This is a genomic window from Pseudomonas sp. PS01270 (genome assembly GCF_029959775.1).
GTDB classification, from domain to species: domain Bacteria; phylum Pseudomonadota; class Gammaproteobacteria; order Pseudomonadales; family Pseudomonadaceae; genus Aquipseudomonas; species Aquipseudomonas atacamensis.
In genome coordinates, this window is sequence record NZ_JASCPT010000003.1 from 64,644 (window position 1) to 91,565 (window position 26,922).

Consider the following 26,922-nt stretch of genomic DNA (forward strand, 5'->3'; position numbering starts at 1 on the left):
AACGCGGAGCGTCCGAAGAGGCATTCCCACGCAGAGCGTGGGAACGATCGCTTACACCAACACCTGCCGATTCGCCGCCATGTACTCGAAAATCTGCTTCTCGACCCGCGGATGAATCAGCTCCACCGGCCGCCGCTCGTTCGGGCATGGCAGCGTCTTGGTCGTACCAAACAATCGACAGATCAGCGGTCGCTCTTCATACACCGTGCAGCCATTCGGCCCCAGGTGCACACAGTTGAGTTCTTCCAGCGCGGCATCCTGCTCGGCGCGGGTCTTGCGCGGCAGCCGGGCCATTTCCTCGGGCGAAGTGGTCACCGGCCCACAGCAGTCGTGGCAGCCCGGCACGCAGTCGAACGTGGGGATCTGCTGACGCAGGTTGCGGATTTTCTGGCTGTTGCAGCTCATCGAAACGGTGACCAAAGTGGCGGGCTGATGATTGTGCCGCAAAAGCCCGGATCCAGACACCGCAGGCCGACCGATGTTGCCCACGTTCGGGCGGGCGGCTTATGCTCCGTCAAATTTTCTCGACACTCAGCCGTTGGATGATGCCCATGACCGCCCGCGCCCAGACCACCGCGAGCCAACCCCACGTTGCCTCTTATTACGCCGCCAGCAGCCTGCCGCAGCCTGACCATCCCGTGCTGCAAGGCGAGGTGGTGGCGGATGTCTGCGTGGTCGGCGGCGGCTTTTCCGGGCTGAACACGGCGCTGGAACTCGCCGAGCGCGGTTTCAGCGTGGTGTTGCTGGAAGCCCACAAGATCGGCTGGGGCGCCAGCGGTCGCAACGGCGGGCAGTTGATTCGCGGCGTCGGTCACGGCCTTGATCAGTTCGCCAATGTCATCGGTGCCGAAGGCGTGCGCGAGATGAAACTCATGGGCCTGGAAGCGGTGGAGATTGTCCGCCGGCGCGTCGAGCGTTTCGGCATTGCCTGCGACCTGACCTGGGGCTACTGCGACCTCGCCAACAAGCCTTCCGATCTCGACGGTTTTGCCGAAGATGCCGAAGAGTTGCGCGGCCTCGGTTACCGCTACGAAACCCGCCTGTTGCAGGCCAGTGAAATGCACACCGTGGTCGGTTCCAAGCGCTATGTCGGCGGCTTGATCGACATGGGCTCCGGACATCTGCATCCGCTGAATCTGGCGCTGGGCGAAGCGGCAGCGGCGCAGCAACTGGGCGTGCAGCTGTTCGAGCGTTCGGCAGTGACGCGCATCGATTACGGCCCCGAAGTGAAGGTGCACACCGCGCAAGGCTCGGTGCGGGCCAAAACTCTGGTGCTGGGCTGCAATGCCTATCTCAATGACCTCAACCCGCAACTGAGCGGCAAGGTCCTGCCCGCCGGCAGTTACATCATCGCCACCGAACCGCTGAGCGCAGAGCAGGCGCACAACCTGCTGCCGCAGAACATGGCGGTCTGCGACCAGCGGGTAGCGCTGGATTACTACCGGCTCTCGGCGGATCGACGTTTGCTGTTCGGCGGCGCGTGTCATTACTCGGGACGCGATCCGAAAGACATCGGCGCCTATATGCAGCCGAAGATGCTTGAAGTGTTTCCGCAACTGGCCGGGGTGAAAGTCGATTATCAGTGGGGCGGAATGATCGGCATCGGCGCCAACCGCCTGCCGCAGATTGGCCGGCTCGCCGAGCAGCCGAACGTGTATTTCGCCCAGGCCTACTCCGGGCATGGGGTGAATGCCACACACCTGGCCGGCAAGCTGCTTGCCGAAGCAATCAGCGGGCAGCACAGCGGCGGCTTTGATCTGTTCGCCAAGGTGCCGCACATCACCTTCCCGGGCGGCAAGCATTTGCGCTCGCCGTTGTTGGCGTTGGGGATGTTGTGGCATCGGCTGAAAGAGTTGGTCTGAGGGTATCTCGGCGGCCCTTGATGCGCTTTCGCGAGCAGGCTCGCTCCCACAGTAAACGCGTTTATTCAGGCAGAACGCGGTCACTGTTTGGAGCGAGCCTGCTCGCGATTAGGCCGGCAAGAACGATACAGATCTCAGATTCGCCAAAACGGCTTCAACCCCTCCTCCCTTGCCTGCTCTCGCGTCAACCCGACATCCCTGAGTTGCTCCGGTGTCAGGCCTAGCAACGCCTTGCGCGTGTGCAGACGATGCCAGAACAGACCCCAGCGACTGAGGCCGGACGGTGCGTTACGCAGCAGATTGCGCGCGCTGTCCTTCTGCCCTGCCGCCAGTTCCTGACTGTGTAACGTCAGCCGCACATCGCTCAAGCCGTTCATTTTCGTTGCTCCTGTTTACTTGGGTAGCCAGAGATTCCATGATGCGCGGGCGAGCAAAACCATTACAGACTCAAAGAACCTGTATTAACTCCATACAGATTTACCGATTCATCGACTGAATGGCCGATTTTTGCCGCATCTGTACTGGTTTCCACCAAGACGCACCGAGGCCGCTATGACTCTGTATGTAAACCTCGCCGAATTGCTCGGTACCCGCATCGAACAAGGTTTCTATCGCCCCGGCGATCGCTTGCCGTCGGTGCGGGCCTTGAGTGTCGAGCACGGTGTCAGTCTGAGCACGGTGCAGCAGGCGTATCGCGTGCTGGAAGACAGCGGTCTGGCCACGCCGAAACCCAAGTCTGGCTACTTTGTGCCAGTCGGCCGCGAATTGCCGGAGCTGCCCGCAATAGGCCGTCCGGCGCAACGGCCAGTGGAGATTTCGCAGTGGGACCAGGTGCTGGAATTGATCCGCGCCGTACCGCGCAAGGACGTCGTGCAATTGGGCCGTGGCATGCCCGATGTCGGCTCGCCGACCATGAAGCCGCTGCTGCGCGGACTGGCGCGAATCAGCCGGCGGCAGGACATGCCCGGTCTGTATTACGACAACATCCACGGCAACCTCGAACTGCGTGAACAGATCGCACGGCTGATGCTCGATTCCGGCTGCCAGTTGAGCGCCAGCGATCTGGTGATCACCACTGGCTGCCACGAAGCGCTGTCCACCAGCATCCACGCGATCTGCGAGCCGGGTGACATCGTCGCGGTGGACTCGCCGAGCTTCCACGGCGCCATGCAAACCCTCAAAGGCCTGGGCATGAAAGCCCTGGAAATCCCCACCGACCCCCTCACTGGCATCAGCCTCGACGCCTTGGAACTGGCCTTGGAACAGTGGCCGATCAAGGCCATTCAGCTCACCCCCAACTGCAACAACCCCCTCGGCTACGTCATGCCCGAGTCGCGCAAACGCGCCTTGCTGACCCTGGCCCAGCGTTTCGACGTGGCGATCATCGAAGACGATGTGTATGGCGAGCTGGCCTACACCTATCCGCGCCCGCGCACGATCAAATCCTTCGACGAAGACGGCCGCGTGTTGCTCTGCAGCTCGTTCTCCAAGACCCTGGCGCCGGGGCTGCGCATCGGCTGGGTGGCGCCGGGCCGATATCTGGAGCGAGTGCTGCACATGAAATACATCAGCACCGGCTCGACCGCACCACAACCGCAGATCACTATCGCCGAATTCATCAAGGCCGGCCATTTCGAGCCGCACTTGCGGCGCATGCGCATGCAGTACCAGCGCAATCGTGACGCGATGATCGACTGGGTGACGCGCTATTTCCCGGCCGGCACCCGCGCCAGTCGCCCGCAGGGCAGCTTCATGCTCTGGGTGGAGCTGCCGGAAGGTTTCGACACGCTGAAGCTGAATCGCGCGCTGCACGATCAGGGCGTACAGATTGCTGTCGGCAGCATCTTTTCCGCTTCGGGCAAGTACCGCAATTGTCTGCGGATGAACTACGCTGCCAAACCAACAGCGCAGATCGAAGAAGCGGTGCGCAAGGTCGGCGCTGCGGCAATCAAATTACTCGCTGAGACCGACTGACCTTTTTTGCGCGCCCGGCGTCCAAATTGCCGACCTCAGCCGCCAACCGGAACGACCCTACGTGAGCTTCAGACAGCCCTTACTCGCTTTACTGATACTCGCCTCGTTCCTCAGCGGCTGCGCCAGCCTCGATGTGCCGCGCGAACCAAGCCAGGCCCTGCCGGCTTCGGACTCCAGCTTCGGCCGTTCGATTCAGGCTCAGGCCGCGCCCTACAAAGGGCAGTCGGGGTTTCGCCTGCTCTCCGACAGTGGCGAGGCGTTTACCGCCCGGGCCGAGCTGATTCGTCATGCCCAGGTCAGCCTCGATTTGCAGTACTACATCGTCCACGACGGCATCAGCACGCGGATGCTGGTGGAGGAAGTGTTGAAGGCGGCCGACCGTGGTGTGCGCGTGCGCATCTTGCTCGACGACACCACCAGCGACGGCCTCGACCAGATCATCGCGACGCTGGCGGCACATCCGCAGATCCAGATTCGTTTGTTCAATCCGTTGCACCTGGGCCGGAGCACCGGCGTAACGCGCGCGGCCGGGCGACTGTTCAACCTGTCCGTGCAGCATCGGCGCATGCACAACAAGTTGTGGCTGGCGGACAACAGCGCGGCCATCGTCGGCGGGCGCAATCTGGGCGATGAATATTTCGACGCCGAACCCAACCTGAATTTCACCGACATCGACATGCTCAGCATCGGCCCGGTGGCCGAACAGCTCGGACACAGTTTCGACCAGTACTGGAACAGCGCGCTGAGCAAGCCGATCGACGAATTCCTCTCCAGCCAACCGACCACCGCCGACCTGCAAAACACGCGCACGCGCCTGGAAGAATCGCTGGAAGAAACCCGCAAGCAGAACCACGCGCTCTATCAACAGTTGATGAAATTCACTACCGACCCGCGCATGGACATCTGGCGTAAAGAGCTGATCTGGGCCTGGAACCAGGCGTTGTGGGATGCGCCGAGCAAGGTCCTGTCCAAGGGCGAACCGGATCCGCATCTGCTGCTGACCACACAACTGGCGCCGGAACTGACCGGTGTCAGCAAAGAGCTGATCATGATTTCCGCCTACTTCGTGCCCGGCCAGCCGGGGCTGGTCTACCTGACCGGGCGCGCCGATGCCGGAGTCTCCGTGAGCCTGCTGACCAATTCACTGGAGGCCACCGACGTGCCGGCGGTGCATGGTGGTTACGCGCCCTATCGCAAGGCATTGCTTGAACACGGCGTGAAACTCTTTGAACTGCGCCGCCAGCCTGGGGATAACTTTGGCAGCGGGCCGCGGGTGTTCTACAGCAAGTCGTTTCGAGGTTCGGATTCGAGTTTGCACAGCAAGGCGATGATCTTCGATCGGCGCAAATCGTTTATCGGCTCGTTCAACTTCGACCCGCGCTCGGTGCTGTGGAACACCGAAGTCGGCGTGCTCGTCGACAGCCCGGAACTGGCCGAGCACGTGCGCGCACTGGCCCTGCAAGGCATGGCGCCGACCTTGAGTTATCAGGCGAAACTCGAGGACGGCAAGGTTGTCTGGGTCACCGAAGACAACGGCCAGATGCACACTCTGACCAAGGAGCCGGGGAGCTGGTGGCGGCGCTTCAACTCGTGGTTCAGCACCAGCGTCGGCCTGGAGCGGATGCTGTAAGTCCGTCTGTTGATGATCCCTTGTGGGATGCGCTCAGGCTGCTTCCGCCGTTGTGCCAAAGGCGCCTTGGCGCAACAACAAAAGCACCAGGCCAAACGCCCCAGCCGCCATCAACAGCGGCAACGCATGCCCATTGATCCACTGACTGCCCGCCCCTGCCGCCAACGGCCCGACCAGACAACCGACACCCCACAACTGCGCGATATGCGCATTGGCGCGAACCAGCGCATCGTCTCGATAACGCTCGCCAATCAGGATCAGTGACAAGGTAAACAAGCCGCCGGCACTGGCGCCGAACAGCACCCACAACGGCCAGATCAGCAGCGTGTCGAGCAACATCGGAATGGCCAGACTCGACAGCATCAACACCACCGCGCATCCGGCGAACAGCGTGCGCCGCGACAGGTAATCGGCCAATGCGCCGATCGGCAATTGCAGCAGCGCATCGCCGACCACCACGGTGCTGACCATGGCCAGCGCGATTTCGGCGGTGAACCCTTGTTGCAGGCAGTACACCGGCAGCAGTGTCAGGATCATCGCCTCGAACGCGGCGAACAACGACACCGCCCAGGCAATCGCCGGCAACTCACGGGCGAAGCCCCATAGATCACCAAAGGTCACGCTGTTGGCCTCGCTGCTCGGCGCACCGCTGCGCCCCAGCAGCAGGAAAGGCGAGAGCGTCAGCAGACCGACCCCGACCCAGAAACCGTAATCATGCTCGGTACCGAGCGCCCCCAGCAGCAACGGACCAGACAGTTGGCTCAGCGCATAGCTGCTGCCATACAGCGCGACCAGACGCCCGCGCCACTGCTCGACCACCAGTTGATTGATCCAGCTCTCGCCGAGGATGAACACGATGGTCAGGATCACCCCGATCAGCAGACGCAGCAGCAACCAGATCGGGTAACTCGGCAGCAGTGCCAGCAGGCCGATCGACAATGCCCCGGCCCACAGGCACAGACGCATCAGGTTCGCCGTGCCGAAATACGCGGCGAGGTGGCTGGAAATCTTCGCCCCAAGCAGCACGCCTATTGCCGGCATCGCCGCCATCACACCGATTGCGAACGAGCCGTAGCCCCAGCCCTCCAGACGCAACGACACCAGCGGCATGCTGACCCCCAGGGCCAGGCCGACACTCAAGACAGACGCCAACACGGCGAAATACGTCGCCCACCGCATGTTCCACGCTCCTGTGGATATTTTTATATGCACCACAAAATCACTGTGGGAGCGAGCCCCTGTGGCGAGGGGATTTATCCCCGTTGGGTCGCGCAGCGGCCCCAAAACCTGCAACCACGATGTACCAGGTACACCGCGTGCAATGGTTTAGCGACTGCTTCGCAGCCGAACGGGGATAAATTCCCCCACCACAGAGGCTCGCTCCCACAGGGGATCTCTGTAGGTTCGAGAGCCTGATTAACTCAGGCTCTCTTAATGAATTACAGCTTGATCCACGTGGCCTTCAGCTCGGTGTACTTGTCGAAGGCATGCAGCGATTTGTCGCGACCGTTGCCCGACTGTTTGAAGCCACCGAACGGCGCGGTCATGTCGCCGCCATCGTACTGGTTGACCCACACGCTACCGGCGCGCAAGGCCTTGGCGGTCAGGTGCGCCTTGGAGATGTCCTGGGTCCACACCGCTGCGGCCAGGCCGTATGGCGTGTCGTTGGCGATCTGGATGGCTTCTTCGGCGCTGTCGAAAGCGATCACCGACAACACCGGGCCGAAAATCTCTTCCTGGGCAATCTTCATCGCGTTGCTCACACCATCGAAAATGGTCGGCTCAACGTAAGTGCCGCCGGTCTCCTGGAGGATGCGCTTGCCGCCGGCGACCAGTTTGGCGCCATCGCTATGGCCGGATTCGATGTACGACAGCACGGTGTTCATCTGCTGGGTATCGACCAGCGCACCGACGTTGGTCGCCGGGTCCAGCGGATTGCCCGGCTTCCAGGCTTTCAGCGCCTCGATCACCATTGGCAGGAATTTGTCCTTGATCGAACGCTCGACCAGCAGGCGCGAACCGGCGGTGCACACTTCGCCCTGGTTGAAGGCGATGGCGCTGGCGGCGGATTCAGCGGCGGCCTGCAGATCCGGCGCATCGGCGAAGACGATGTTCGGGCTCTTGCCACCGGCTTCCAGCCAGACGCGCTTCATGTTCGATTCGCCGGCATAGACCATGAGTTGCTTGGCAATCTTGGTCGAACCGGTGAACACCAGCGTGTCGACGTCATTGTGCAGACCCAGCGCCTTGCCGACGGTGTGGCCATAGCCCGGCAGTACGTTGAGCACGCCTTTGGGAATACCGGCTTCAATGGCCAGCGCAGCGATGCGGATGGCAGTCAGCGGCGATTTTTCCGACGGCTTGAGGATCACCGAGTTACCGGTCGACAGCGCCGGGCCGAGTTTCCAGCAAGCCATCATCAGCGGGAAGTTCCACGGCACGATAGCGCCGACCACACCCACCGGCTCACGGGTCACCAGACCTAGTTGGTCATGCGGGGTGGCGGCAACTTCGTCGTAGATCTTGTCGATCGCTTCGCCGCTCCAGCTCAACGCCTGCGCCGCACCCGGTACGTCGATGTACAGCGAATCGCTGATCGGCTTGCCCATGTCGAGGGTTTCCAGCAGCGCCAGTTCTTCCGCGTGCTGTTTCAGCAGGCTGGCGAAGCGGATCATGGTGGCTTTGCGCTTGGTCGGCGCCAGGCGCGACCAGACGCCGGAATTGAAAGTAGCGCGGGCGTTTTCTACAGCACGGTCGGCGTCGGCGGCGTCACAGCTGGCGATCTTGCCGAGCAGGCGGCCATCGACCGGGCTGATGCATTCGAAGGTTTCGCCGGAGACGGCGTCAGTGTATTCGCCATTCAGGAAGGCGCGGCCTTCGATTTTCAGATCGCGGGCGCGTTGTTCCCAGTCGGCACGAGTCAGGGTGGTCATTCGGGTGTCCTCCTCTTATTGAATACGAGCACCGCAAGCGCTGCGGCGCTGTTCAAGAATTCTGCCCGGCCAGCCTGCACTTTCGGCCCGAGGCACCCGCCACCCTAAACCAGCGGCCGGGTTTGTTTCAATATATTTGACATAAGCTGGCCATACGGCCTTGCGGTGTTCATTTTAATAAACATAGACTTTGGCCCATTCCAGCCCACGCGCCGTCATTAGCGGAGAAAACAACAATGAACATCCAGAACGTCGTCGACATCAGCCTCGCCAGCAGCGAAGCCGAGCGCTATCGGCCGGACCCGGCGAAAGTGCTGAAGGGCGATCCTGAGCAGGCGGTGTTTCATCAATACGAAAGCCCTTGTGGGCAAATGGGCGTGGGCGTGTGGGAAGGCGCGGTAGGTCAGTGGACGGTGAATTACACCGAGCATGAGTACTGCGAGATTCTGCAGGGGGTTTCGGTATTGCGTGACAGCGATGGCAATGCCAAGACCTTGCGCGCTGGTGATCGCTTCGTGATTCCGGCGGGGTTTCGCGGCACCTGGGAAGTGCTGGAGGCTTGCCGCAAGGTTTATGTGATCTTTGAACAGAAGGCTTGAGATGTTTGCTGGCTGATCGGCCCTCATCGCTGGCAAGCCAGCTCCCACAGGTTTTGTGCATGACACAGGTTCAGTGAAGACCGGCAATCAATGTGGGAGCTGGCTTGCCAGCGATAAGGCCCAACCGGTCACCGCAGAATCCAAGGCAAAAAAAAGGCCCGCATCTCACGATACGGGCCTTTTTCGCAGTCAGGAAAAATCAATTACTTGATTTTGCCTTCCTTGTACATCACGTGCTTGCGAACAACCGGATCATATTTCTTGATCTCGATTTTGTCCGGGGTAGTACGCTTGTTCTTGTCGGTAGTGTAGAAGTGACCAGTACCGGCGCTCGAGATCAAACGAATCAATTCACGCATGATTAGCTCCCTTAAATCTTGCCATCGCGGCGAAGTTCGGCGAGCACGACAGTGATGCCACGCTTGTCGATGATACGCATGCCTTTGGCAGATACGCGCAGACGCACAAAACGTTTCTCTTCTTCAACCCAGAAGCGGTGATGCTGCAGGTTCGGCAGGAAACGACGACGGGTTTTGTTGTTTGCGTGGGAAATGTTATTCCCAGTCACCGGACCCTTACCGGTAACTTGACATACTCTCGACATGCCTCAGCCCTCTAAAACCACATGCCCAACCCGGCATGGGTTGGCCGCTTAATCTCTCAGTCATTTGGCGCCAGGCGCCGCGTTTCTTTAGAGGTCTTACCGGCTACACCTACAGTGAAGGAACCGGGCCCCTAGAAAAGAGCGCTGCTTTATACCAGAAAGACCGGGGTGCAACAACAATCGGTGTGCAATCAATCGGCAAAAGGGCGATTTTTTCCGCCGCAGACGCCTTGGACAAAGGCTGCGGCCAGTTTTGACCACTCGTCGCAGAAATCCCGTCCTACAGGCGATTCAGACTTTTCATCCCCCTGCTCACGCTCGAAACCGCGCAAGAGTGCGCCTGAAAATGCAAAAAGGGGATAGTCATTTGCAATTCAGAGCTCTAGGGTAGGACTTTTCCAGACTGCACTTGCAGATGGGCCTTCGATCTGTAAAGGAAACCGACCATGCGCCTCGCTGCCCTACCCCTGTTACTCGCTCCGCTGTTGCTGAGCCCCCTCGCCCAGGCCGCCGCGTTGAGCGTGTGTACCGAGGCCAGTCCCGAAGGGTTCGACGTGGTGCAGTACAACTCGCTGACCACCACCAATGCTTCGGCTGACGTACTGATGAACCGCTTGGTGGATTTCGACACCGCCAGTGGCAAGGTCATCCCGAGCCTGGCCGACAGCTGGGAAGTCAGCACCGACGGCCTCACCTATGTGTTCAAACTGCACCCGCAGGTGAAATTTCATACAACCGATTATTTCAAGCCGAGCCGCGAGCTGAGCGCTGAAGACGTCAAATTCAGCTTCGACCGCATGCTCGACCCGGCCAACCCGTGGCACAAGGTCGCCCAGAGCGGCTTCCCCCATGCGCAGTCGATGCAACTGCCGACCCTGATCAAGAAGATCGACGCCCTCGACCCGCTGACCGTGCGCTTTACCCTCGACCATCCGGATTCGACCTTCCTCGCGACCCTGAGCATGGGCTTCGCCTCGATCTATTCCGCCGAATATGCCGACAAACTGATGAAGGCCGGCGCCACCGACAAACTCAACAGCCAGCCAATCGGCACCGGCCCGTTCGTGTTCAATCGCTTCCAGAAAGACGCGGCGATCCGCTACAAGGCCAATCCGGACTATTTCCGTGGCAAGCCTGCCATCGACCCGTTGATTTTCGCCATCACGCCGGACGCCAACGTTCGCCTGCAAAAGCTGCGGCGCAACGAATGCCAGATCGCCCTGTCGCCAAAACCACTGGACGTACAGGCTGCGCTGAAGGAGCCGACGCTGAAAGTCGAAAAGACTGACGCCTTCATGACCGCTTTCGTGGGCATCAACAGCCAGCATCCGCCGCTGGACAAGCCGGAAGTGCGCCAGGCGATCAACCTCGCCTTCGACAAGGCCAACTACATCAAAGCCGTGTTCGAAGACACCGCCGAAGCGGCCAACGGCCCGTACCCGCCGAACACCTGGAGCTACGCCAAGAACCTGCCGGGCTATCCACACGACGTGGCCAAAGCCAAGGCGCTGCTGGCCAAGGCCGGCTTGAAGGATGGCTTCCAGACCACAATCTGGACGCGGCCATCGGGCAGCCTGCTCAACCCGAACCCAAGTCTCGGCGCGCAGATGCTGCAGTCGGATCTGGCCGAGATCGGCATTCAGGCGGAGATCCGCGTGATCGAGTGGGGCGAACTGATTCGCCGCGCCAAGGCCGGCGAACACGACCTGCTGTTCATGGGCTGGGCCGGCGACAACGGCGACCCGGACAACTTCCTCACCCCGCAGTTTTCCTGCGCGGCGGTGAAATCCGGGACCAACTTCGCGCGGTACTGCAACGCCGATCTGGACAAGCTGATCAGCGCCGGCAAGACCACCAGCGAACAAGGCGTACGCACCAAGCTGTATGAACAGGCACAGGCGCAGATCCAGCAGCAGGCGTTGTGGCTGCCACTGGCGCACCCGACGGCCTACGCTTTGACGCGCAAGGATGTTCAGGGGTATTCCGTCAGCCCGTTCGGCCGCCAGGATTACTCCAAGATCAGCCTCAAGCCCTAAGCGGCAAGCGGCAAGCAGCAAGCAAGAGCACTCCGCACGCAGCTCCAGCTTGCCGCTTGCAGCTAGAGGCTTGCCGCTGCTCTTTTACATCCAGCCACACTCCGCCATCGACAGCGGTTCGCCATCGCCGATGATGAAGTGATCGAGCACTCGCACGTCAATCAGCTCCAGCGCTTTCTGCAGGCGCTTGGTCAGCAGCCGATCGGCCTGACTCGGATCGGTGTTGCCGGACGGATGGTTGTGACACAGGATCACCGCTGCGGCGTTATTGGCCAGCGCGCGCTTCACCACCTCCCGAGGATGCACGCTGGTGTTGTCGATCGAGCCGCGAAACAGCGCCTCGAAATTCAGCACCTGATGCTTTGAATCGAGAAACAGGCAGCCGAACACCTCGTGCGGCTCGTGCCGCAGCATCGCCTTGAGGTAGTCGCGGACGACCTGAGGGTTTTCCAGTGCCGGTTTCTGTCGTGAACGCTCGGCCAGATGGCGCTTGCTCATTTCCTGCGCGGCTTGCAGCTGCGCGAACTTGGCCGGGCCGAGGCCCAGTTGTTTGCTGAATGCGTCCTGATCGGCCTCGAGCAGCAAACGCAGGCCACCGAATTGCGTCAGCAGATGTCTGGCGAGGTCGACAGCGCTTTTTCCGGGCAATCCGGTGCGCAGAAAAATCGCCAACAACTCAGCGTCCGAAAGACTCCCTGCGCCGTGTTCCAACAGCCTTTCCCGCGGCCGTTCCGCCGCCGGCCAATCGCGAATACTCATAGCACCTCCTTGTCTGTGGGCGCCGCTGTTCCGTAGCGGTCGCTGTGATATCGTAGCCCATCTTTTTGGCGGTCGATTCAACCCTGGGGAGGGGCATCGCACCGCCGTCATCAACGAAATGAAAGGCAGACCTATGCAGCGGCTGTATCGGAAACGCATCGTTCTGGGCGTCGGCGGCGGCATTGCGGCCTACAAGAGCGCCGATCTGGTTCGCCGCCTGATCGACCAAGGTGCCGAAGTGCGCGTGGTCATGACCCATGGCGGCGCCGAATTCATTACCCCGCTGACCATGCAGGCCCTGTCGGGCCACCCGGTTCACCTCGACTTGCTCGACCCTGCCGCCGAAGCCGCCATGGGCCATATCGAGCTGGCGAAATGGGCCGATCTGGTGCTGATCGCCCCGGCCACCGCCGACCTGATCGCCCGTCTGGCCCAAGGCATTGCCAACGATCTGCTGACCACGCTGGTGCTGGCCACTGATGCCGTGGTTGCCGTCGCACCAGCGATGAACCAGGCGATGTGGCGCGACCCGGCGACCCAGGCCAACCTGCAACTGTTGGAGAGCCGTGGCCTGAAGACTTTCGGCCCGGCCTCGGGCAGCCAGGCCTGCGGCGACGTCGGCATGGGCCGCATGATGGAAGCCACCGATCTGGCACTGCTCGCCGCCGATTGCTTCCAGCGCCAGGCATTGACCGGCAAGCATGTGGTGATCACCGCCGGCCCGACTCAGGAAAACATCGACCCGGTGCGCTACATCACCAACCACAGCTCCGGCAAAATGGGTTTTGCCCTCGCCGAAGCAGCCGTGGAAGCCGGCGCCCGTGTCACTTTGATCAGCGGCCCGGTGCACTTGCCGACGCCTGATCGCGTGACGCGGATCGATGTGGTCAGCGCCCGCGACATGCTCGCCGCCTGCGAATCGGCCATGCCTTGCGACGTGTTCATCTCGTCGGCAGCGGTGGCGGACTACCGCCCGGAAGTAGTAGCTCCGCATAAACTCAAGAAAGATCCTACGAGCGGTGACGGCTTCGTCCTGCAAATGGTGCGCAACCCGGACATCCTTGCCACCATCGCGACCCGTCCCGACCGTCCGTTCAGTGTCGGCTTCGCCGCCGAAACCGAACACCTGCTCGACTACGCTGCACGCAAGCTGAAGGACAAGAATCTCGATCTGATCGTCGCCAACGACGTCGCCAACCCGAGCATCGGTTTCAACAGCGAAGAAAATGCCTGCAGCGTCATCGACCGTGAGCTGCACGCCACGGTTTTCGCCCAGACCAGCAAGAGCAAGATCGCTCGCCAACTGGTCACTTTTATCGCCGAACGTCTGAACCAGGTTTAATTTACATGCACGCTTTGCAAGCCAAGATCCTCGATCCACGCATCGGTACCGAATTCCCGCTGCCGCAATACGCCACGCCGGGCTCCGCCGGCCTCGACCTGCGCGCCATGCTGGAACAGGACATCGTGATCAAACCGGGTGAAACCGTGCTGATTCCCACCGGCCTGTCGGTGTACATCGGCGACCCGAATCTCGCCGCACTGATCCTGCCTCGCTCGGGCATGGGCCACAAACACGGCATCGTGCTGGGCAATCTGGTCGGCCTGATCGACTCCGATTACCAGGGTCCGCTGATGGTCTCCTGCTGGAACCGCGGCCAGAGCGACTTCACCATGACCGTCGGCGAACGTCTGGCGCAATTGGTGCTCGTGCCGGTGGTTCAGGCGCATTTCGAAATGGTTGAAGAGTTTGTCGAGACCGAGCGCGGTACCGGTGGTTTTGGCCATACCGGCACCAAATAACCGGATAGAAATTATTGTGGTGAGGGGGTTTATCCCCTCGCCACAAAAAATGCGCTACATCGGCAGCAGGTTTTAACACCGTAAATCAAGGTTTTGCCGGCCGAAAGCCACGCCAGCCGGGGCGTCATGGCCCTTTCATAGCACGAACTCTCTGTGGAAAACGCCGTCATACCCTTCAGTTTGAGCCTGCCGTCGAATCTTTCGCCGGTCTGTCCCGCCCTTTTCGAGATGGAGCATGTCCACAGATGAGCACCCCCGCCAAGATCGCCCCGAAGCTGCCTGACAGCATTTTCCGCGCCTACGACATTCGTGGCACCGTGCCGGAATACCTCAACGGTGAAACCGCCTACTGGATCGGTCGCGCCATCGGCTCGCAGAGCCTGGCTCAGGGTGAACCGAACGTGTCGGTCGGTCGTGACGGTCGCCTGTCAGGCCCGGAGCTGGTCGCGGAACTCATTCGCGGCATCGCCGAGAGCGGTTGCCACGTCAGCGATGTCGGCCTGGTGCCAACGCCAGCGCTGTACTACGCCGCCAACGTGCTGGCCGGCAAGTCCGGGGTGATGCTCACTGGCAGCCACAACCCGTCGAACTACAACGGCTTCAAGATCGTGATCGCCGGCGACACCCTCGCCAACGAGCAGATTCAGGTGCTCCACGAGCGCATCAAGAACAATGACCTGAGCAGCGGCCAGGGCAGCGTCACTCAGGTCGAAATCCTCGACCGCTACAACACCGAAATCGTCCAGGACATCAAACTGGCCCGCCGCCTGAAAGTCGTGGTCGACTGCGGCAACGGCGCGGCCGGCGTGATCGCCCCGCAACTGATCGAAGCGCTGAACTGCGAAGTCATCCCGCTGTTCTGCGAAGTCGACGGCAACTTCCCGAACCATCACCCGGATCCGGGCAAACCGGAAAACCTCGTAGACCTGATTGCCAAAGTCAAAGAGACCAACGCCGATATCGGCCTGGCCTTCGACGGCGACGGTGACCGCGTCGGCGTGGTGACCAACACCGGCAGCATCGTCTACCCGGATCGTCTGCTGATGCTGTTCGCTCGCGACGTAGTGGCGCGTAACCCGGACGCGGAAATCATCTTCGACGTCAAATGCACCCGTCGCCTGGTGCCATTGATCAAGGAATACGGCGGTCGGCCGCTAATGTGGAAGACCGGTCACTCGTTGATCAAAAAGAAAATGAAACAATCCGGCGCACTGTTGGCCGGCGAAATGAGCGGGCACATCTTCTTCAAGGAACGCTGGTTCGGTTTCGACGACGGCATCTACAGCGCCGCACGTCTGCTGGAGATCCTCAGCAAGGAAAAATCCACCGCGGAAGAGCTGTTTGCGACCTTCCCGAACGATATTTCCACGCCGGAAATCAATATCCATGTGACCGAAGAGAGCAAATTCAGCATCATTGATGCACTGCACGATGCTCAGTGGGGCGAAGGCGCCGACCTGACCACCATCGACGGCGTGCGTGTCGATTACGCCAAAGGCTGGGGCCTGGTGCGCGCATCCAACACCACACCGGTGCTGGTGCTGCGCTTTGAGGCCGATGACGAGGCTGAATTGCAGCGCATCAAGGATGTGTTCCACGCCCAACTGAAACGCGTTGCACCTGATCTCCAACTACCGTTCTGATCCACCCGGAGCCCTGAATGACCCTCGAACGCGAAGCCGCCGCCAACACTGCCAAGGTCCTGTCCGAAGCGCTACCTTACATCCGACGCTATGTCGGCAAGACCCTGGTGATCAAATACGGCGGCAACGCGATGGAAAGCGAGGAGCTGAAAACCGGCTTCGCCCGCGACATCGTGCTGATGAAAGCCGTGGGCATCAACCCGGTGGTCGTGCACGGTGGCGGCCCGCAGATCGGTGACCTGCTCAAGCGCCTGTCGATCGAAAGCCACTTCGTCGACGGCATGCGCGTCACCGACGCGGCGACCATGGACGTGGTGGAAATGGTCCTTGGCGGTCAGGTCAACAAAAGCATCGTCAACCTGATCAACCGCCATGGCGGCAGCGCCATCGGCCTGACCGGTAAGGATGCCGGGCTGATCCGGGCGAAGAAGCTCACCGTCTCCCGCCAGACCCCGGAGATGACCCAACCGGAAATCATCGACATCGGCCATGTCGGCGAAGTCGTCGGCATCAATACCGAGCTGCTGAACCTGCTGGTCAAAGGCAACTTCATCCCCGTCATCGCACCGATTGGCGTCGGTGAGAACGGTGAGTCGTACAACATCAACGCCGATCTGGTGGCGGGCAAGGTTGCCGAAGCACTGAAAGCTGAAAAGCTGATGCTGCTGACCAACATTGCCGGCCTGATGGACAAGTCGGGCACCGTGCTGACCGGCCTGAGCACGCAGCAGGTCGACGACCTGATCGCCGATGGCACGATCTACGGCGGCATGCTGCCGAAGATCCGCTGCGCACTGGAAGCGGTTCAGGGTGGGGTTGGCAGTTCGTTGATCATCGACGGCCGTGTACCGAACGCGATCCTGCTGGAAATCTTCACTGATACCGGTGTGGGCACGCTGATCAGCAATCGCAAGCGTCCTTGATCGCTAATAGCTGAAAGCAAAAGATCGCAGCCTTCAACAGCTCCTACAGGGATTTCGCACACGCGAGAATCCGCTTTTGTAGGAACTGACGAAGGCTGCGATCTTTTTATGCGCGCAGGAAAAGCCTGACTCCACACAGCGAAACGTCCGACATCCCTTCAGAATAAATCTCCATAGGATCTTCCCCTCATCCAACGGAGATCTTCCCATGCAAAAAAACAGCGTTCCTTACGGCAGTGACATTTCGGCTGGCACTTACGCCTGCGTGGACTGCGGCCGAGAATATTCAGCCCCTTCGCAGACTTCGATGCCGCCCTGCCCTGACTTCACCGAAGCCTCTCACCCACTCAAGGGCTGGAAAGTACTCACCGGCCAAGGAGATGCACCCCAGGGTCCCTACCCAGCCGCCAGTGTCAAATAACCGGAGCGGCGACTCATGCAGATCTCGTTCACGATCGACGCCGATGCTTTCGAGCAGGAACAAAAGGAACCGGTAAAAAAGACCTTGCGCATCGGCGACGCTGAAATCGCCCATGCGCTGGAGCGCATCGCCAAAGCCAGCCTGACCGAATACCTGAAAATGCTGGTCGAGGGCGGCATGCCCAGCCGGGCCGACGAAGCCAAGCAAGATCGCCTGCTGTATCTGATCCAGAGTTACTTCGAGCAAACCCTGCCGACCGAATCGCAGATATCGACGATCTTTCAGCTGACCCAGAGCCAAAGCAAAACCCTGTTGAAAAACACCGTTTCGCGTTTTCGCAACCAGCTCGACGACATCCTGCAGCACAGCATGCGCGCCGTAATCCAGTCCGCCGAGCATGCGCAAAACGTGTTTCTGGTGGTGATCAGCTCGGACGTGATCCGCGATGAATTGAACATGCTCATCACCCAGAACGAGCCGACCTTCAAACCCATCACCAAACGCAAGGGCAGCGCCGGACAATTCGAGATCAGCGAAGATTCCCACGCATTGCTCTGTGCAACGCTGGGTCTGAATGCCGTTCAGTGACATCGTCGCGGTCAGTGGCTTGCTGCTGACCCTGACCACGTTCATGTTCAATCTGGCGTGGCCGGCGCTCAATGAAGCGCTGGCTGAGGATGAATTTCAAAAAGGTTCGCAGGGCCGCAAGCGCAGTCGAGACAAGGTGATGGCTGCTTTCTACTGGCGAGCATTGCCATTGACGTGCACGTTCGTGGCGCTGTTTTACGTTAACTTGCCGGCAGCAGTCGGGATCATGCGCAGCAGCACGCTGGACCTTTGGGATTTCGATGTGGATCGCACGTTGTACGTGATGGTGGTGGTTGCGCTGCTGGTGTTTGCGCTAGTGAACGCTGCATTGGCGCTGAGACTGCTGATGAAATGGCAAAAACTGCGTTGATCACCAACAAAAAAGACCCAATTCAGCCTGCCTGAACCGGGTCTTTTTTCTGTAGGAGCGAGCCTGCTCGCGAAAGCGTAATGTGCCTCACATCGCTGACAGGTTACGGCCATTCGCGAGCAGGCTCGCTCCCACATTGGTCACACGCCAAACTGCGCGCGGTACGCTTCCACGGCTGGCAAATGCTGTTTGAGCTGCGGATCGTCGGCGAGGAACTCCAGCACCTGATTCAGCGAGACGATGCTGATCACCGGAATGCCGAAATCACGCTCGACTTCCTGAATGGCCGACAATTCGCCATTGCCACGCTCCTGACGGTTCAGTGCGATCAGCACACCGGCGGCCTTGGCGCCGTCCTGGGAAGCAATAATCTGCATCACTTCACGAATGGCGGTGCCGGCGGTGATTACGTCGTCGATGATCAAGACTTCGCCAGTCAGCGGTGCGCCAACCAGGCTGCCGCCCTCGCCGTGGGCCTTGGCTTCCTTGCGATTGAAGCACCATGGCAGGTCACGGCCGTGATGTTCGGCCAGCGCAACGGCGGTCGTGGCCGCCAGCGGAATGCCTTTATAAGCCGGGCCAAACAGAACGTCGAAGGAAATGCCGCTCTCGGCGATGGCGGCGGCGTAGAAACGCCCCAGCTGCGCCAGGGCCGAACCCGAGTTGAACAGGCCGGCGTTGAAGAAGTAGGGACTGGTGCGCCCGGACTTCAGGGTGAACTCACCGAAGCGCAAAACGCCGCGATCGATGGCAAAACGAATGAAATCGCGCTGATACGCTTGCATGAAAAAAACCCCAAATACCACGGATTTAGCTAATTAGCTTGACGCCGTGTATCATACACGCACGCGATTTTTGGGGCCATTTATGCGGATCATCAGTGTGAACGTCAATGGTATTCAGGCGGCAGTCGAGCGCGGTTTGCTCAGTTGGCTGCAAGCCCAGAATGCCGACGTCATCTGCCTGCAGGACACCCGTGCCTCCGCCTTTGAACTGGATGACCCAGCCTTCCAACTGGATGGCTACTTCCTTTATGCCTGCGATGCTGAAGTCCCTGCCCAAGGCGGCGTGGCTTTGTATTCGCGGTTGCAACCGAAGGCTGTCATCAGCGGTCTCGGTTTCGAGACGGCCGACCGCTACGGGCGCTACCTGCAAGCAGATTTCGACAAAGTCAGTATTGCCACCTTGCTGTTTCCTTCGGGGATGAACGGCGATGAAGACTTGAACCAGAAGTTCAAGCTCATGGACGATTTCGGCAAGTACCTGGACAAACAGCGACGCAAACGTCGCGAGTACATTTATTGTGGCTCGCTGTACGTTGCGCAGCAGAAACTCGACATCAAGAACTGGCGCGACAGCCAGCAATCTCCCGGCTTCCTGGCGCCGGAACGCGCCTGGATGGACGAGATTGTCGGCAACATGGGCTATGTCGATGCGCTGCGCGAAGTCAGCCGCGAAGGCGATCAGTACAGCTGGTGGCCGGATAACGAACAGGCCGAGATGCTCAATCTGGGCTGGCGTTTCGATTATCAGATCCTGACCCCGGGCCTGCGTCGCTCGGTGCGCAGTGCACGCCTGCCGCGTCAGCCACGGTTCTCGCAGCACGCGCCGTTGATCGTCGACTACGACTGGACGCTGACCATCTAAGCGTCGTATCGCAGCCAAAAAAATGCCCGCATCGTGAGATGCGGGCATTTTTTATGCGCCGTGCTTTCTAGACGGCAGCGAAGAATGGCAAGGTCAGGTACAGCTTGATCACGATGACGTTAACGATATCGATGAAGAACGCTCCTACCATCGGCACTACCAGAAACGCGATCTGCGATGGCCCATAGCGCTGCGTCACCGCTTGCATGTTGGCAATTGCCGTAGGCGTAGCGCCCAGACCGAAGCCGCAATGTCCCGCAGCCAGCACTGCGGCATCGTAGTTGCTGCCCATCACCCGGAACGTCACGAAAATCGCGAACAGAGCCATGACCAGCGCCTGCACGGCCAGGATGATGAAGATCGGCAATGCCAGCGCCGCCAGATCCCAAAGCTTCAGCGACATCAAAGCGATTGCCAGAAACAGCGAGAGGCTGACATTGCCGAGCACGGAAACTTCACGCTCAAACACCTGATACAAGCCAAGCGCTGACAGACTGTTGCGCAACACCACACCCACAAACAGCACGCAAACAAACGTCGGCAGTTCGAATGCAGTGCCGTGCAGCAAACCATTCAAAAGGTTGCCTGCGAGCAGGCTGACGGCAATAAGCGCCAGCGTCTCGACGAACGAAAACGGCGTGATCGAACGTTCCTTGTTCGGCTGTTCAAAACCTCTTGGCAGTCGAGGCGTTTGCTGGGGACTGCAGCCCGGCACTTGCACGCGCTTGATCAGCAACCGGGCGACGGGCCCACCGATCAGCCCACCCAGCACCAGACCGAACGTCGCTGAGGCCAGCGCCAGTTCCGAAGCCGAGGCCAGGCCATATTTCTCGCTGAATACCGCGCCCCATGCAGCGCCAGTGCCATGGCCGCCGGCGAGCGTGATCGAACCCGTCAGCAAGCCCATCAAAGGATCAAGTCCGAGCAAGGTTGCCAACCCGATGCCCATGGCGTTCTGCACCACCAGCAAGCCAATGACCGCCAACAGGAAGATACCGACAATGCGCCCGCCCTTCTTCAGACTGGCAAGGTCAGCACTCAAGCCAATCGTGGCAAAGAAAGCCAACATCAGGGGGGTTTGCAATGATGTATCGAAGCGGACTTCAATATCGAAAGTGCGCAATATCAACAGGAGCACGGCAACCACCAGGCCACCCGCTACCGGTTCAGGAATATTGTAACTTCGCAGAAAGCCAACACGCGTAACAAGTCCGCGTCCGAGCAGTAGTACTAAAGAAGCGGCCACGAGCGTGCCGTAGAAATCGAGCTCAATCATGTGGATTATTCTTGGCTAAGTATTCACGAGGCGAGCGTTTACCTGGGCTCGACGGGTGAACCGGCTGATTTTATCAACACTGATTACTGGGGAATTCAAGTGCCATCGATGGCTTGAACATATCGAAATGTTTCAATCGAAACATTGCATCGGACAACTTTAACAACCCGCTCGCGTCAATAACAAGAACGGGAATAAGCACTTGCTCGATCAGTTGTGACCAAAGATGTAATGGAGAAATATCAATAAATAAATGCCAAACCGCACATCGACAACAGACTAGTCCTACAACAAAAACCAATTATTGAGTTGCACAAATAAAAATGCCCCGATAAGTCGGGGCATTTCCATATAGCGATACAACAGACTGTTACTTGATCAGTCGCCAAGTGAACGGATATCTGTACGGGAAACCTTCGTTGGCTTTGACCCCTGCAATGATCGTCAGGACCAATGCCGCGATCGCCAGCAAGCCAAACAGGAAGAAACCAATGATCAGCAGCATGAGCAGGAAGCAGATCATCGAGGCAATGGCGACAGTGATCTGAAAATTCAGCGCCTCTTTACCCTGTGCATCGATGAACGGGTCCTTCTCGCGCTTCATCTGCCAAAGGATCAGCGGCCCGATCAGATTGCCGAAGGGAATCCAGATCCCCAGCAAGGCGGACAAGTGACAGAACATCGCCCACTGGCGAACCTCCTGGCTCGGTTTGGGCAGCAACTCTTGCTCGTCACTCATCACGTCCTCCTTGTGGTCAAAACCTCAGTCGGCCAGCGCAGCCTTCTGCAATTCGAAGATTTCGTTCATGCCCTGCTTGGCCAGTTCCAGCATGGCATTGAGCTCATCAGGCTGGAACGGCGCGCCTTCTGCGGTGCCCTGCACTTCGATGAAGCCGCCGGTGCTGGTCATCACCACGTTCAGGTCGGTTTCAGCTGCAGAATCTTCAAGATAGTCCAGATCCAGCACCGGCTCGCCCTGGTACATGCCGACCGAGACCGCACCGATCATCTGCTTGAGCGGGTCACCGCCTTTCAGGCCGCCGCGCTTCTTGATCACTTTCAGGGCATCGACCAGCGCAACCATGGCGCCGGTGATGGACGCGGTGCGAGTACCGCCATCGGCCTGGATCACGTCGCAATCGACGTACAGGGTCACGTCGCCGAGCTTGGACATATCCAGTGCCGCGCGCAGGGAGCGGCCGATCAGGCGCTGGATTTCCAGAGTACGCCCGCCCTGCTTGCCACGACTGGCTTCACGCTGGTTACGCTCGCCGGTGGCGCGTGGCAGCATGCCGTACTCGGCAGTCAACCAGCCCTGGCCCTGGCCTTTGAGGAAGCGCGGCACGCCGTTCTCGACGCTGACAGTGCAGATGACTTTGGTGTCACCGAATTCGACCAGTACGGATCCCTCGGCGTGTTTGGTGTAGTTGCGGGTGATGCGGATCGAGCGGAGCTGATCGGCAGCGCGACCACTTGGACGTTTCATAGGGATACCTGTACTGAGGACGGAAAACTGCCGAGCATTATAGAGCGCTGCACTGCGAGTGGGCACTGGTTAAAACCGCCGGCCGACGACCGAAGCCCCTCAAGCGCGCATAACCGACGGGCTGCAGCGCTTTGTCACACCGTGTGTTTGGGCGCATTCGCCGCACTGCGCTACAATCCTGCGCCTTTGCTGCCAGTCGGCTTAAATTCATTGAAATCGCGCCTGCGAAACAGCGTTTCGCGCCGATCTGCATTGCGAGGTCACCGCCATGGTGCACAGCATGACCGCCTTCGCCCGCGTCGAGAAAGCCGGCGTTCAGGGCACCCTGAGCTGGGAACTGCGCTCGGTCAACAGCCGCTATCTGGAACCGCACCTGCGCTTGCCCGAATCGTTCCGCGACCTCGAAGGCGCCGTGCGTGAAGCGCTGCGTCAGGGCCTGTCGCGGGGCAAACTGGAATGCACGCTGCGCTTCACTGAAGAAAGCACCGGCAAACCGCTGCAAGTGGACCGCGAACGCGCCGCGCAACTGGTGGCCGCTGCGGAAACCGTTGCCGGGCTGATCAAGAATCCCGCTGCTCTGAATCCGCTGGAAGTGCTGGCCTGGCCCGGCGTGCTGGTGGCCGATGCGACCGACCCGCAAGCGCTGAACGCCGAAGCGCTGGCGCTGTTCAATCAGGGTTTGAAGGATCTGAAGGCTGGCCGCGAGCGCGAAGGCGCGGAGCTGGCTCGCTTGATCAACGACCGCCTGACGTCCATCGAAGAAGACGTGGTGACCCTGCGAGAACTGGTGCCGCAGATGCTCGCCACCCAGCGCCAGAAGGTCCTCGACCGCTTCGCCGACATGAAGGCCGAGCTCGACCCGCAGCGCCTGGAACAGGAAATGGTCATCCTCGCGCAAAAAAGCGACGTGGCCGAAGAACTGGATCGCCTGAGCACTCACATCATCGAAGTCCGCCGGGTGCTCAAGTCCGGTGGTGCCGCAGGGCGGCGTCTGGACTTCCTGATGCAGGAGCTCAACCGCGAGGCCAACACACTGGGCTCCAAAGCCTTCGACCCGCGCAGCACCCAGGCCGCCGTCAACCTCAAGGTGTTGATCGAGCAGATGCGCGAACAAGTGCAGAATATTGAGTAAGGCTACCCTGACATGACCCAACACACCGGCACCCTGTACATCATTTCCGCGCCATCGGGCGCGGGCAAGAGCAGTCTGGTCAAGGCGTTGACCGACGCCGACCCGGAGATTCGCGTTTCCGTTTCGCACACCACCCGCGCCATGCGCCCGGGCGAAGTGGATGGCGTGAACTACCACTTCGTGACCCGCGAAGAGTTCGTGAAGATGGGCGAGCACGGCGACTTTCTTGAGCGCGCCGAAGTCTTCGGCAACTTCTACGGCACCTCGCAAAGCCGCCTGCAGCAGACCCTGGACGAAGGTCACGACCTGATTCTGGAAATCGACTGGCAAGGCGCCGAGCAAGTGCGCAAGCTGATGCCGCAGGCGCGCTCGATCTTCATCCTGCCGCCATCGCTGCAAGCCCTGCACCAGCGCCTGACCAACCGCGGCCAGGACAGCGACGAGATCATCGACGGCCGCATGCGCGAAGCGGTCAGCGAGATGAGCCATTACGTCGATTACGATTACTTGATCATCAACGACGATTTCGCCCACGCGTTGGACGATCTGAAAGCGATTTTCCGCGCCAATCAGCTGCAACAGAAACGCCAGCAAGTGCGTTTCGGCAAATTGCTGGCTGAATTGCTCGGCTAAAACAGCACTTCCCAAAATGCCTGCAAGCGCTTTACATTGGTGCTTGCAGCGCGTTGAAGGGACTGGTCAAAAAATCAGCGCTTCCCTAATCGCTGGTGATTTTTTAAACTGCTCAGTCCGCTCGCCCAACCGGGCAGCGCGCATATTGCATTCGCTCCGAGGAATACCATGGCCCGCGTAACCGTTGAAGACTGCCTAGAACACGTGGAAAACCGCTTTGAGCTGGTCATGCTCTCTACCAAGCGTGCCCGTCAACTGGCCACCGGCGGCAAAGAGCCATTGGTGCAGTGGGAAAACGACAAGCCGACCGTTGTCGCACTGCGTGAAATTGCTGAAGGCCTGATGAGCTACGAGTTCATCGCCGAGCAGGAAATCGTCCAGGATGAACCGCTGTTCGCAGCGTTCGAGGACGAGTCGAACGAGGCCGTCTAAGCCTATGCCTGGTCGACGTAGCACGGCGCGGGGTCACAGCTTTCGGCAGGAATCATCATGCCGAGCATAGACGCCCTCGCCGATCGCTTATCGACCTACCTCGGCAATGACCAGGTCAACCTGGTCCGCCGAGCGTATTTCTACGCCGAACAAGCCCATGACGGTCAACGCCGTCGCAGTGGCGAGGCGTACGTCACGCATCCTCTTGCCGTGGCAAATATTCTTGCCGACATGCACATGGACCATCAGAGCCTGATGGCCGCGATGCTGCATGACGTGATCGAAGACACCGGTATCGCCAAGGAAGCGCTGCAAGCGCAGTTCGGTGAAACCGTGGCCGAACTGGTCGACGGGGTCAGCAAACTGACCCAGATGAATTTCGAGACCAAGGCCGAAGCCCAGGCGGAAAACTTCCAGAAAATGGCCATGGCCATGGCGCGCGACATCCGGGTGATCCTGGTCAAGCTCGCCGACCGTCTGCACAACATGCGCACGCTGGAAGTGCTGTCCGGCGAAAAGCGCCGGCGCATCGCCAAGGAAACCCTCGAGATCTACGCACCCATCGCCAACCGGCTGGGCATGCACGCGATCCGCATCGAATTCGAAGACCTCGGCTTCAAGGCCATGCACCCGATGCGTTCCGCGCGGATCTACCAGGCGGTCAAGCGCGCCCGGGGCAACCGCAAGGAAATCGTCAACAAGATCGAAGAGTCCCTCGGCCACTGCCTCGCCATCGACGGCATACAGGGCGAAGTCAGCGGTCGGCAGAAACACCTCTACGGCATCTACAAGAAAATGCGCGGCAAGCGTCGGGCCTTCAACGAAATCATGGACGTCTACGCGTTCCGGATCATCGTAGACAAGGTCGATACCTGCTACCGCGTACTGGGTGCTGTGCATAATTTGTACAAACCGTTGCCGGGGCGCTTCAAGGATTACATCGCGATCCCTAAGGCCAACGGCTACCAGTCGCTGCATACCACGCTGTTCGGCATGCACGGTGTACCGATCGAGATCCAGATCCGTACCCGCGAAATGGAAGAGATGGCCAACAACGGCATCGCCGCCCATTGGCTGTACAAATCCAGCGGCGACGAGCAGCCGAAAGGCACGCACGCACGCGCCCGCCAATGGGTCAAAGGCGTGCTGGAAATGCAGCAACGCGCCGGCAACTCGCTGGAATTCATCGAAAGCGTGAAGATCGACCTGTTCCCGGACGAGGTCTACGTGTTCACGCCCAAAGGCCGGATCATGGAGCTGCCAAAAGGCTCCACGGCGGTCGATTTTGCTTACGCGGTACACACCGACGTCGGCAACAGCTGCATCGCCTGCCGCATCAACCGTCGTCTCGCGCCGCTGTCCGAACCGCTGCAAAGCGGCTCCACGGTCGAGATCGTCAGCGCCCCCGGCGCACGGCCAAATCCGGCGTGGCTCAACTTCGTCGTTACCGGCAAGGCGCGCACGCACATTCGTCATGCGCTGAAGCTACAACGCCGCTCCGAGTCGATCAGCCTCGGCGAACGCCTGCTGAACAAGGTGCTCAACGGTTTCGACAGCTCGCTGGAGAAGATCCCGGCAGAGCGCGTCAAAGCAATGCTTACCGAGTACCGCCTCGAACTGATCGAAGACCTGCTCGAAGACATTGGCCTAGGCAACCGCATGGCCTACGTGGTCGCCCGTCGCCTGCTTGGCGAAGGTGAGCAGCTGCCGAGCCCGGAAGGTCCGCTGGCGATTCGCGGTACCGAAGGCCTGGTGCTCAGCTACGCCAAGTGCTGCACGCCGATCCCGGGCGACCCGATTGTCGGGCACCTGTCGGCGGGCAAAGGCATGGTCGTGCACCTGGACAACTGCCGCAACATCAGCGAAATCAGGCACAACCCGGAAAAATGCATCCAGCTCTCGTGGGCCAAGGATGTCACCGGCGAATTCAACGTCGAGCTGCGCGTCGAGCTGGAACATCAGCGTGGCCTGATCGCCCTGCTGGCCAGCAGCGTCAACGCGGCCGACGGCAACATCGAGAAAATCAGCATGGACGAACGCGATGGTCGCATCAGCGTCGTGCAGTTGGTGGTCAGCGTTCACGACCGTGTGCACCTGGCCCGCGTGATCAAGAAACTGCGCGCCTTGACCGGGGTGATCCGCATCACCCGCATGCGTGCATAACCTGCCTA

26 protein-coding genes and 1 pseudogene are annotated in these 26,922 nt (G+C 60.0%); 16 read left to right on the top strand and 11 right to left on the bottom strand.

Translation table 11 applies throughout. The annotated features are described in order from the left end of the window. Positions 1-51 precede the first annotated feature (51 nt). Positions 52-405 carry a YkgJ family cysteine cluster protein gene (locus QMX86_RS01895; protein WP_123441968.1) on the bottom strand — a complete coding sequence of 118 codons (354 nt, stop codon included), beginning with the start codon at positions 403-405 and terminating at the stop codon, positions 52-54. 146 nt (positions 406-551) lie between these two features. Between QMX86_RS01895 and QMX86_RS01900 the strand changes: the two genes are divergently transcribed. Then, positions 552-1,862, top strand: coding sequence for an FAD-binding oxidoreductase (locus tag QMX86_RS01900; RefSeq protein WP_282382651.1), 1,311 nt, complete (start codon positions 552-554; stop codon positions 1,860-1,862). Between the two features lie 134 nt (positions 1,863-1,996). Here the strand turns inward: QMX86_RS01900 and QMX86_RS01905 are convergent, their stop codons facing one another. Further along, a complete protein-coding gene (locus tag QMX86_RS01905) occupies positions 1,997-2,239 on the bottom strand; it encodes a DUF1127 domain-containing protein (RefSeq protein WP_122692327.1) in 243 nt (80 codons plus the stop codon). Positions 2,240-2,414: 175 nt separating this feature from the next. Here QMX86_RS01905 and QMX86_RS01910 point away from each other — a divergent pair, with 175 nt between their 5' ends. Beyond that, on the top strand, positions 2,415-3,836 hold the full coding sequence (locus QMX86_RS01910) for a PLP-dependent aminotransferase family protein (protein WP_282382656.1): 1,422 nt from the start codon (positions 2,415-2,417) through the stop codon (positions 3,834-3,836). A 61-nt stretch (positions 3,837-3,897) separates the two neighbouring features. Beyond that, positions 3,898-5,466, top strand: a complete 1,569-nt coding sequence (locus QMX86_RS01915; RefSeq protein WP_282382659.1) for a phospholipase D family protein — start codon at positions 3,898-3,900, stop codon at positions 5,464-5,466. Between the two features lie 33 nt (positions 5,467-5,499). Here the strand turns inward: QMX86_RS01915 and QMX86_RS01920 are convergent, their stop codons facing one another. Beyond that, positions 5,500-6,645, bottom strand: coding sequence for an MFS transporter (locus QMX86_RS01920; protein ID WP_016772557.1), 1,146 nt, complete (start codon positions 6,643-6,645; stop codon positions 5,500-5,502). Positions 6,646-6,905: 260 nt separating this feature from the next. Continuing rightward, a complete protein-coding gene (locus QMX86_RS01925; RefSeq protein WP_016772556.1) occupies positions 6,906-8,399 on the bottom strand; it encodes an aldehyde dehydrogenase in 1,494 nt (497 codons plus the stop codon). A gap of 236 nt (positions 8,400-8,635) precedes the next feature. On the opposite strand from QMX86_RS01925, the gene QMX86_RS01930 reads away from it, so the two are divergent. After that, the gene (locus QMX86_RS01930; protein WP_073470919.1) at positions 8,636-8,998 is read left to right on the top strand and encodes a cupin domain-containing protein; all 363 of its coding nucleotides are present in this window, start codon (positions 8,636-8,638) and stop codon (positions 8,996-8,998) included. 203 nt (positions 8,999-9,201) lie between these two features. Here the strand turns inward: QMX86_RS01930 and rpmG are convergent, their stop codons facing one another. Both rpmG and rpmB read right to left on the bottom strand, forming a co-directional pair. After that, positions 9,202-9,357, bottom strand: a complete 156-nt coding sequence (rpmG, locus tag QMX86_RS01935) for a 50S ribosomal protein L33 (RefSeq protein WP_016772554.1) — start codon at positions 9,355-9,357, stop codon at positions 9,202-9,204. Positions 9,358-9,368: 11 nt separating this feature from the next. Next, positions 9,369-9,602 carry a 50S ribosomal protein L28 gene (gene rpmB / locus QMX86_RS01940; protein ID WP_007920377.1) on the bottom strand — a complete coding sequence of 78 codons (234 nt, stop codon included), beginning with the start codon at positions 9,600-9,602 and terminating at the stop codon, positions 9,369-9,371. 446 nt (positions 9,603-10,048) lie between these two features. Between rpmB and QMX86_RS01945 the strand changes: the two genes are divergently transcribed. Further along, the gene (locus QMX86_RS01945) at positions 10,049-11,638 is read left to right on the top strand and encodes an ABC transporter substrate-binding protein (protein ID WP_282382668.1); all 1,590 of its coding nucleotides are present in this window, start codon (positions 10,049-10,051) and stop codon (positions 11,636-11,638) included. A gap of 84 nt (positions 11,639-11,722) precedes the next feature. Here QMX86_RS01945 and radC read toward each other — a convergent pair whose 3' ends face one another. After that, positions 11,723-12,397, bottom strand: coding sequence for a DNA repair protein RadC (radC, locus tag QMX86_RS01950; RefSeq protein WP_056791587.1), 675 nt, complete (start codon positions 12,395-12,397; stop codon positions 11,723-11,725). Positions 12,398-12,530: 133 nt separating this feature from the next. On the opposite strand from radC, the gene coaBC reads away from it, so the two are divergent. From coaBC to QMX86_RS01980, 6 genes and pseudogenes are all read left to right on the top strand, one after another. Then, positions 12,531-13,739, top strand: coding sequence for a bifunctional phosphopantothenoylcysteine decarboxylase/phosphopantothenate--cysteine ligase CoaBC (gene coaBC / locus QMX86_RS01955; RefSeq protein WP_016772551.1), 1,209 nt, complete (start codon positions 12,531-12,533; stop codon positions 13,737-13,739). A 5-nt stretch (positions 13,740-13,744) separates the two neighbouring features. Beyond that, complete coding sequence (gene dut, locus QMX86_RS01960) at positions 13,745-14,200, top strand: dUTP diphosphatase (protein WP_016772550.1); 456 nt, start codon at positions 13,745-13,747, stop codon at positions 14,198-14,200. A 239-nt stretch (positions 14,201-14,439) separates the two neighbouring features. Continuing rightward, positions 14,440-15,843: pseudogene (locus tag QMX86_RS01965) on the top strand (phosphomannomutase/phosphoglucomutase); the annotation flags it as partial. 17 nt (positions 15,844-15,860) lie between these two features. Beyond that, positions 15,861-16,766 (top strand): acetylglutamate kinase, encoded by a 906-nt coding sequence (gene argB / locus QMX86_RS01970; protein ID WP_016772548.1) that lies wholly within the window; start codon positions 15,861-15,863, stop codon positions 16,764-16,766. A gap of 436 nt (positions 16,767-17,202) precedes the next feature. Beyond that, on the top strand, positions 17,203-17,775 hold the full coding sequence (locus QMX86_RS01975; RefSeq protein WP_122748289.1) for a hypothetical protein: 573 nt from the start codon (positions 17,203-17,205) through the stop codon (positions 17,773-17,775). After that, positions 17,762-18,145 carry a hypothetical protein gene (locus tag QMX86_RS01980; RefSeq protein ID WP_110644510.1) on the top strand — a complete coding sequence of 128 codons (384 nt, stop codon included), beginning with the start codon at positions 17,762-17,764 and terminating at the stop codon, positions 18,143-18,145. The genes QMX86_RS01975 and QMX86_RS01980 overlap by 14 nt, the downstream gene beginning before the upstream one ends. A gap of 140 nt (positions 18,146-18,285) precedes the next feature. Here QMX86_RS01980 and pyrE read toward each other — a convergent pair whose 3' ends face one another. Continuing rightward, entirely contained in the window at positions 18,286-18,930 is a 645-nt protein-coding gene (pyrE, locus tag QMX86_RS01985) for an orotate phosphoribosyltransferase (RefSeq protein WP_016772544.1), read from the bottom strand. Between the two features lie 82 nt (positions 18,931-19,012). Between pyrE and QMX86_RS01990 the strand changes: the two genes are divergently transcribed. Then, positions 19,013-19,792: an exodeoxyribonuclease III gene (locus QMX86_RS01990; protein ID WP_016772543.1), complete on the top strand. Its 780-nt coding sequence runs from the start codon at positions 19,013-19,015 to the stop codon at positions 19,790-19,792. 67 nt (positions 19,793-19,859) lie between these two features. Here the strand turns inward: QMX86_RS01990 and gltS are convergent, their stop codons facing one another. The 3 genes from gltS to rph all read right to left on the bottom strand — a co-directional run bounded on the left by gltS (position 19,860) and on the right by rph (position 22,554). Further along, positions 19,860-21,068, bottom strand: coding sequence for a sodium/glutamate symporter (gene gltS, locus QMX86_RS01995; protein WP_073470914.1), 1,209 nt, complete (start codon positions 21,066-21,068; stop codon positions 19,860-19,862). A gap of 370 nt (positions 21,069-21,438) precedes the next feature. Beyond that, positions 21,439-21,807, bottom strand: coding sequence for a DUF4870 domain-containing protein (locus tag QMX86_RS02000; protein WP_016772541.1), 369 nt, complete (start codon positions 21,805-21,807; stop codon positions 21,439-21,441). Positions 21,808-21,831: 24 nt separating this feature from the next. Further along, the gene (gene rph, locus QMX86_RS02005; protein ID WP_024014799.1) at positions 21,832-22,554 is read right to left on the bottom strand and encodes a ribonuclease PH; all 723 of its coding nucleotides are present in this window, start codon (positions 22,552-22,554) and stop codon (positions 21,832-21,834) included. A 268-nt stretch (positions 22,555-22,822) separates the two neighbouring features. Between rph and QMX86_RS02010 the strand changes: the two genes are divergently transcribed. From QMX86_RS02010 to spoT, 4 genes are all read left to right on the top strand, one after another. Continuing rightward, positions 22,823-23,686, top strand: a complete 864-nt coding sequence (locus tag QMX86_RS02010) for a YicC/YloC family endoribonuclease (protein ID WP_016770639.1) — start codon at positions 22,823-22,825, stop codon at positions 23,684-23,686. Positions 23,687-23,698: 12 nt separating this feature from the next. Continuing rightward, positions 23,699-24,319 carry a guanylate kinase gene (gene gmk, locus QMX86_RS02015; RefSeq protein ID WP_039757364.1) on the top strand — a complete coding sequence of 207 codons (621 nt, stop codon included), beginning with the start codon at positions 23,699-23,701 and terminating at the stop codon, positions 24,317-24,319. Between the two features lie 168 nt (positions 24,320-24,487). Then, positions 24,488-24,751, top strand: coding sequence for a DNA-directed RNA polymerase subunit omega (gene rpoZ / locus QMX86_RS02020; protein ID WP_008030604.1), 264 nt, complete (start codon positions 24,488-24,490; stop codon positions 24,749-24,751). A 57-nt stretch (positions 24,752-24,808) separates the two neighbouring features. After that, entirely contained in the window at positions 24,809-26,914 is a 2,106-nt protein-coding gene (spoT, locus tag QMX86_RS02025; protein ID WP_007920338.1) for a bifunctional GTP diphosphokinase/guanosine-3',5'-bis pyrophosphate 3'-pyrophosphohydrolase, read from the top strand. Positions 26,915-26,922: the final 8 nt, after the last annotated feature.

Bases quoted from the DNA above. Each gene is read 5' to 3' on its own strand.
- QMX86_RS01895 (WP_123441968.1), bottom strand. From the start codon at position 405: ATGAGCTGCAACAGCCAGAAAATCCGCAACCTGCGTCAGCAGATCCCC.
- QMX86_RS01900 (WP_282382651.1), top strand. From the start codon at position 552: ATGACCGCCCGCGCCCAGACCACCGCGAGCCAACCCCACGTTGCCTCT.
- QMX86_RS01905 (WP_122692327.1), bottom strand. From the start codon at position 2,239: ATGAACGGCTTGAGCGATGTGCGGCTGACGTTACACAGTCAGGAACTG.
- QMX86_RS01910 (WP_282382656.1), top strand. From the start codon at position 2,415: ATGACTCTGTATGTAAACCTCGCCGAATTGCTCGGTACCCGCATCGAA.
- QMX86_RS01920 (WP_016772557.1), bottom strand. From the start codon at position 6,645: ATGCGGTGGGCGACGTATTTCGCCGTGTTGGCGTCTGTCTTGAGTGTC.
- QMX86_RS01925 (WP_016772556.1), bottom strand. From the start codon at position 8,399: ATGACCACCCTGACTCGTGCCGACTGGGAACAACGCGCCCGCGATCTG.
- QMX86_RS01930 (WP_073470919.1), top strand. From the start codon at position 8,636: ATGAACATCCAGAACGTCGTCGACATCAGCCTCGCCAGCAGCGAAGCC.
- rpmG (WP_016772554.1), bottom strand. From the start codon at position 9,357: ATGCGTGAATTGATTCGTTTGATCTCGAGCGCCGGTACTGGTCACTTC.
- rpmB (WP_007920377.1), bottom strand. From the start codon at position 9,602: ATGTCGAGAGTATGTCAAGTTACCGGTAAGGGTCCGGTGACTGGGAAT.
- QMX86_RS01945 (WP_282382668.1), top strand. From the start codon at position 10,049: ATGCGCCTCGCTGCCCTACCCCTGTTACTCGCTCCGCTGTTGCTGAGC.
- radC (WP_056791587.1), bottom strand. From the start codon at position 12,397: ATGAGTATTCGCGATTGGCCGGCGGCGGAACGGCCGCGGGAAAGGCTG.
- coaBC (WP_016772551.1), top strand. From the start codon at position 12,531: ATGCAGCGGCTGTATCGGAAACGCATCGTTCTGGGCGTCGGCGGCGGC.
- dut (WP_016772550.1), top strand. From the start codon at position 13,745: ATGCACGCTTTGCAAGCCAAGATCCTCGATCCACGCATCGGTACCGAA.
- argB (WP_016772548.1), top strand. From the start codon at position 15,861: ATGACCCTCGAACGCGAAGCCGCCGCCAACACTGCCAAGGTCCTGTCC.
- QMX86_RS01975 (WP_122748289.1), top strand. From the start codon at position 17,203: ATGCAGATCTCGTTCACGATCGACGCCGATGCTTTCGAGCAGGAACAA.
- QMX86_RS01980 (WP_110644510.1), top strand. From the start codon at position 17,762: ATGCCGTTCAGTGACATCGTCGCGGTCAGTGGCTTGCTGCTGACCCTG.
- pyrE (WP_016772544.1), bottom strand. From the start codon at position 18,930: ATGCAAGCGTATCAGCGCGATTTCATTCGTTTTGCCATCGATCGCGGC.
- QMX86_RS01990 (WP_016772543.1), top strand. From the start codon at position 19,013: ATGCGGATCATCAGTGTGAACGTCAATGGTATTCAGGCGGCAGTCGAG.
- gltS (WP_073470914.1), bottom strand. From the start codon at position 21,068: ATGATTGAGCTCGATTTCTACGGCACGCTCGTGGCCGCTTCTTTAGTA.
- QMX86_RS02000 (WP_016772541.1), bottom strand. From the start codon at position 21,807: ATGAGTGACGAGCAAGAGTTGCTGCCCAAACCGAGCCAGGAGGTTCGC.
- rph (WP_024014799.1), bottom strand. From the start codon at position 22,554: ATGAAACGTCCAAGTGGTCGCGCTGCCGATCAGCTCCGCTCGATCCGC.
- QMX86_RS02010 (WP_016770639.1), top strand. From the start codon at position 22,823: ATGGTGCACAGCATGACCGCCTTCGCCCGCGTCGAGAAAGCCGGCGTT.
- gmk (WP_039757364.1), top strand. From the start codon at position 23,699: ATGACCCAACACACCGGCACCCTGTACATCATTTCCGCGCCATCGGGC.
- rpoZ (WP_008030604.1), top strand. From the start codon at position 24,488: ATGGCCCGCGTAACCGTTGAAGACTGCCTAGAACACGTGGAAAACCGC.
- spoT (WP_007920338.1), top strand. From the start codon at position 24,809: ATGCCGAGCATAGACGCCCTCGCCGATCGCTTATCGACCTACCTCGGC.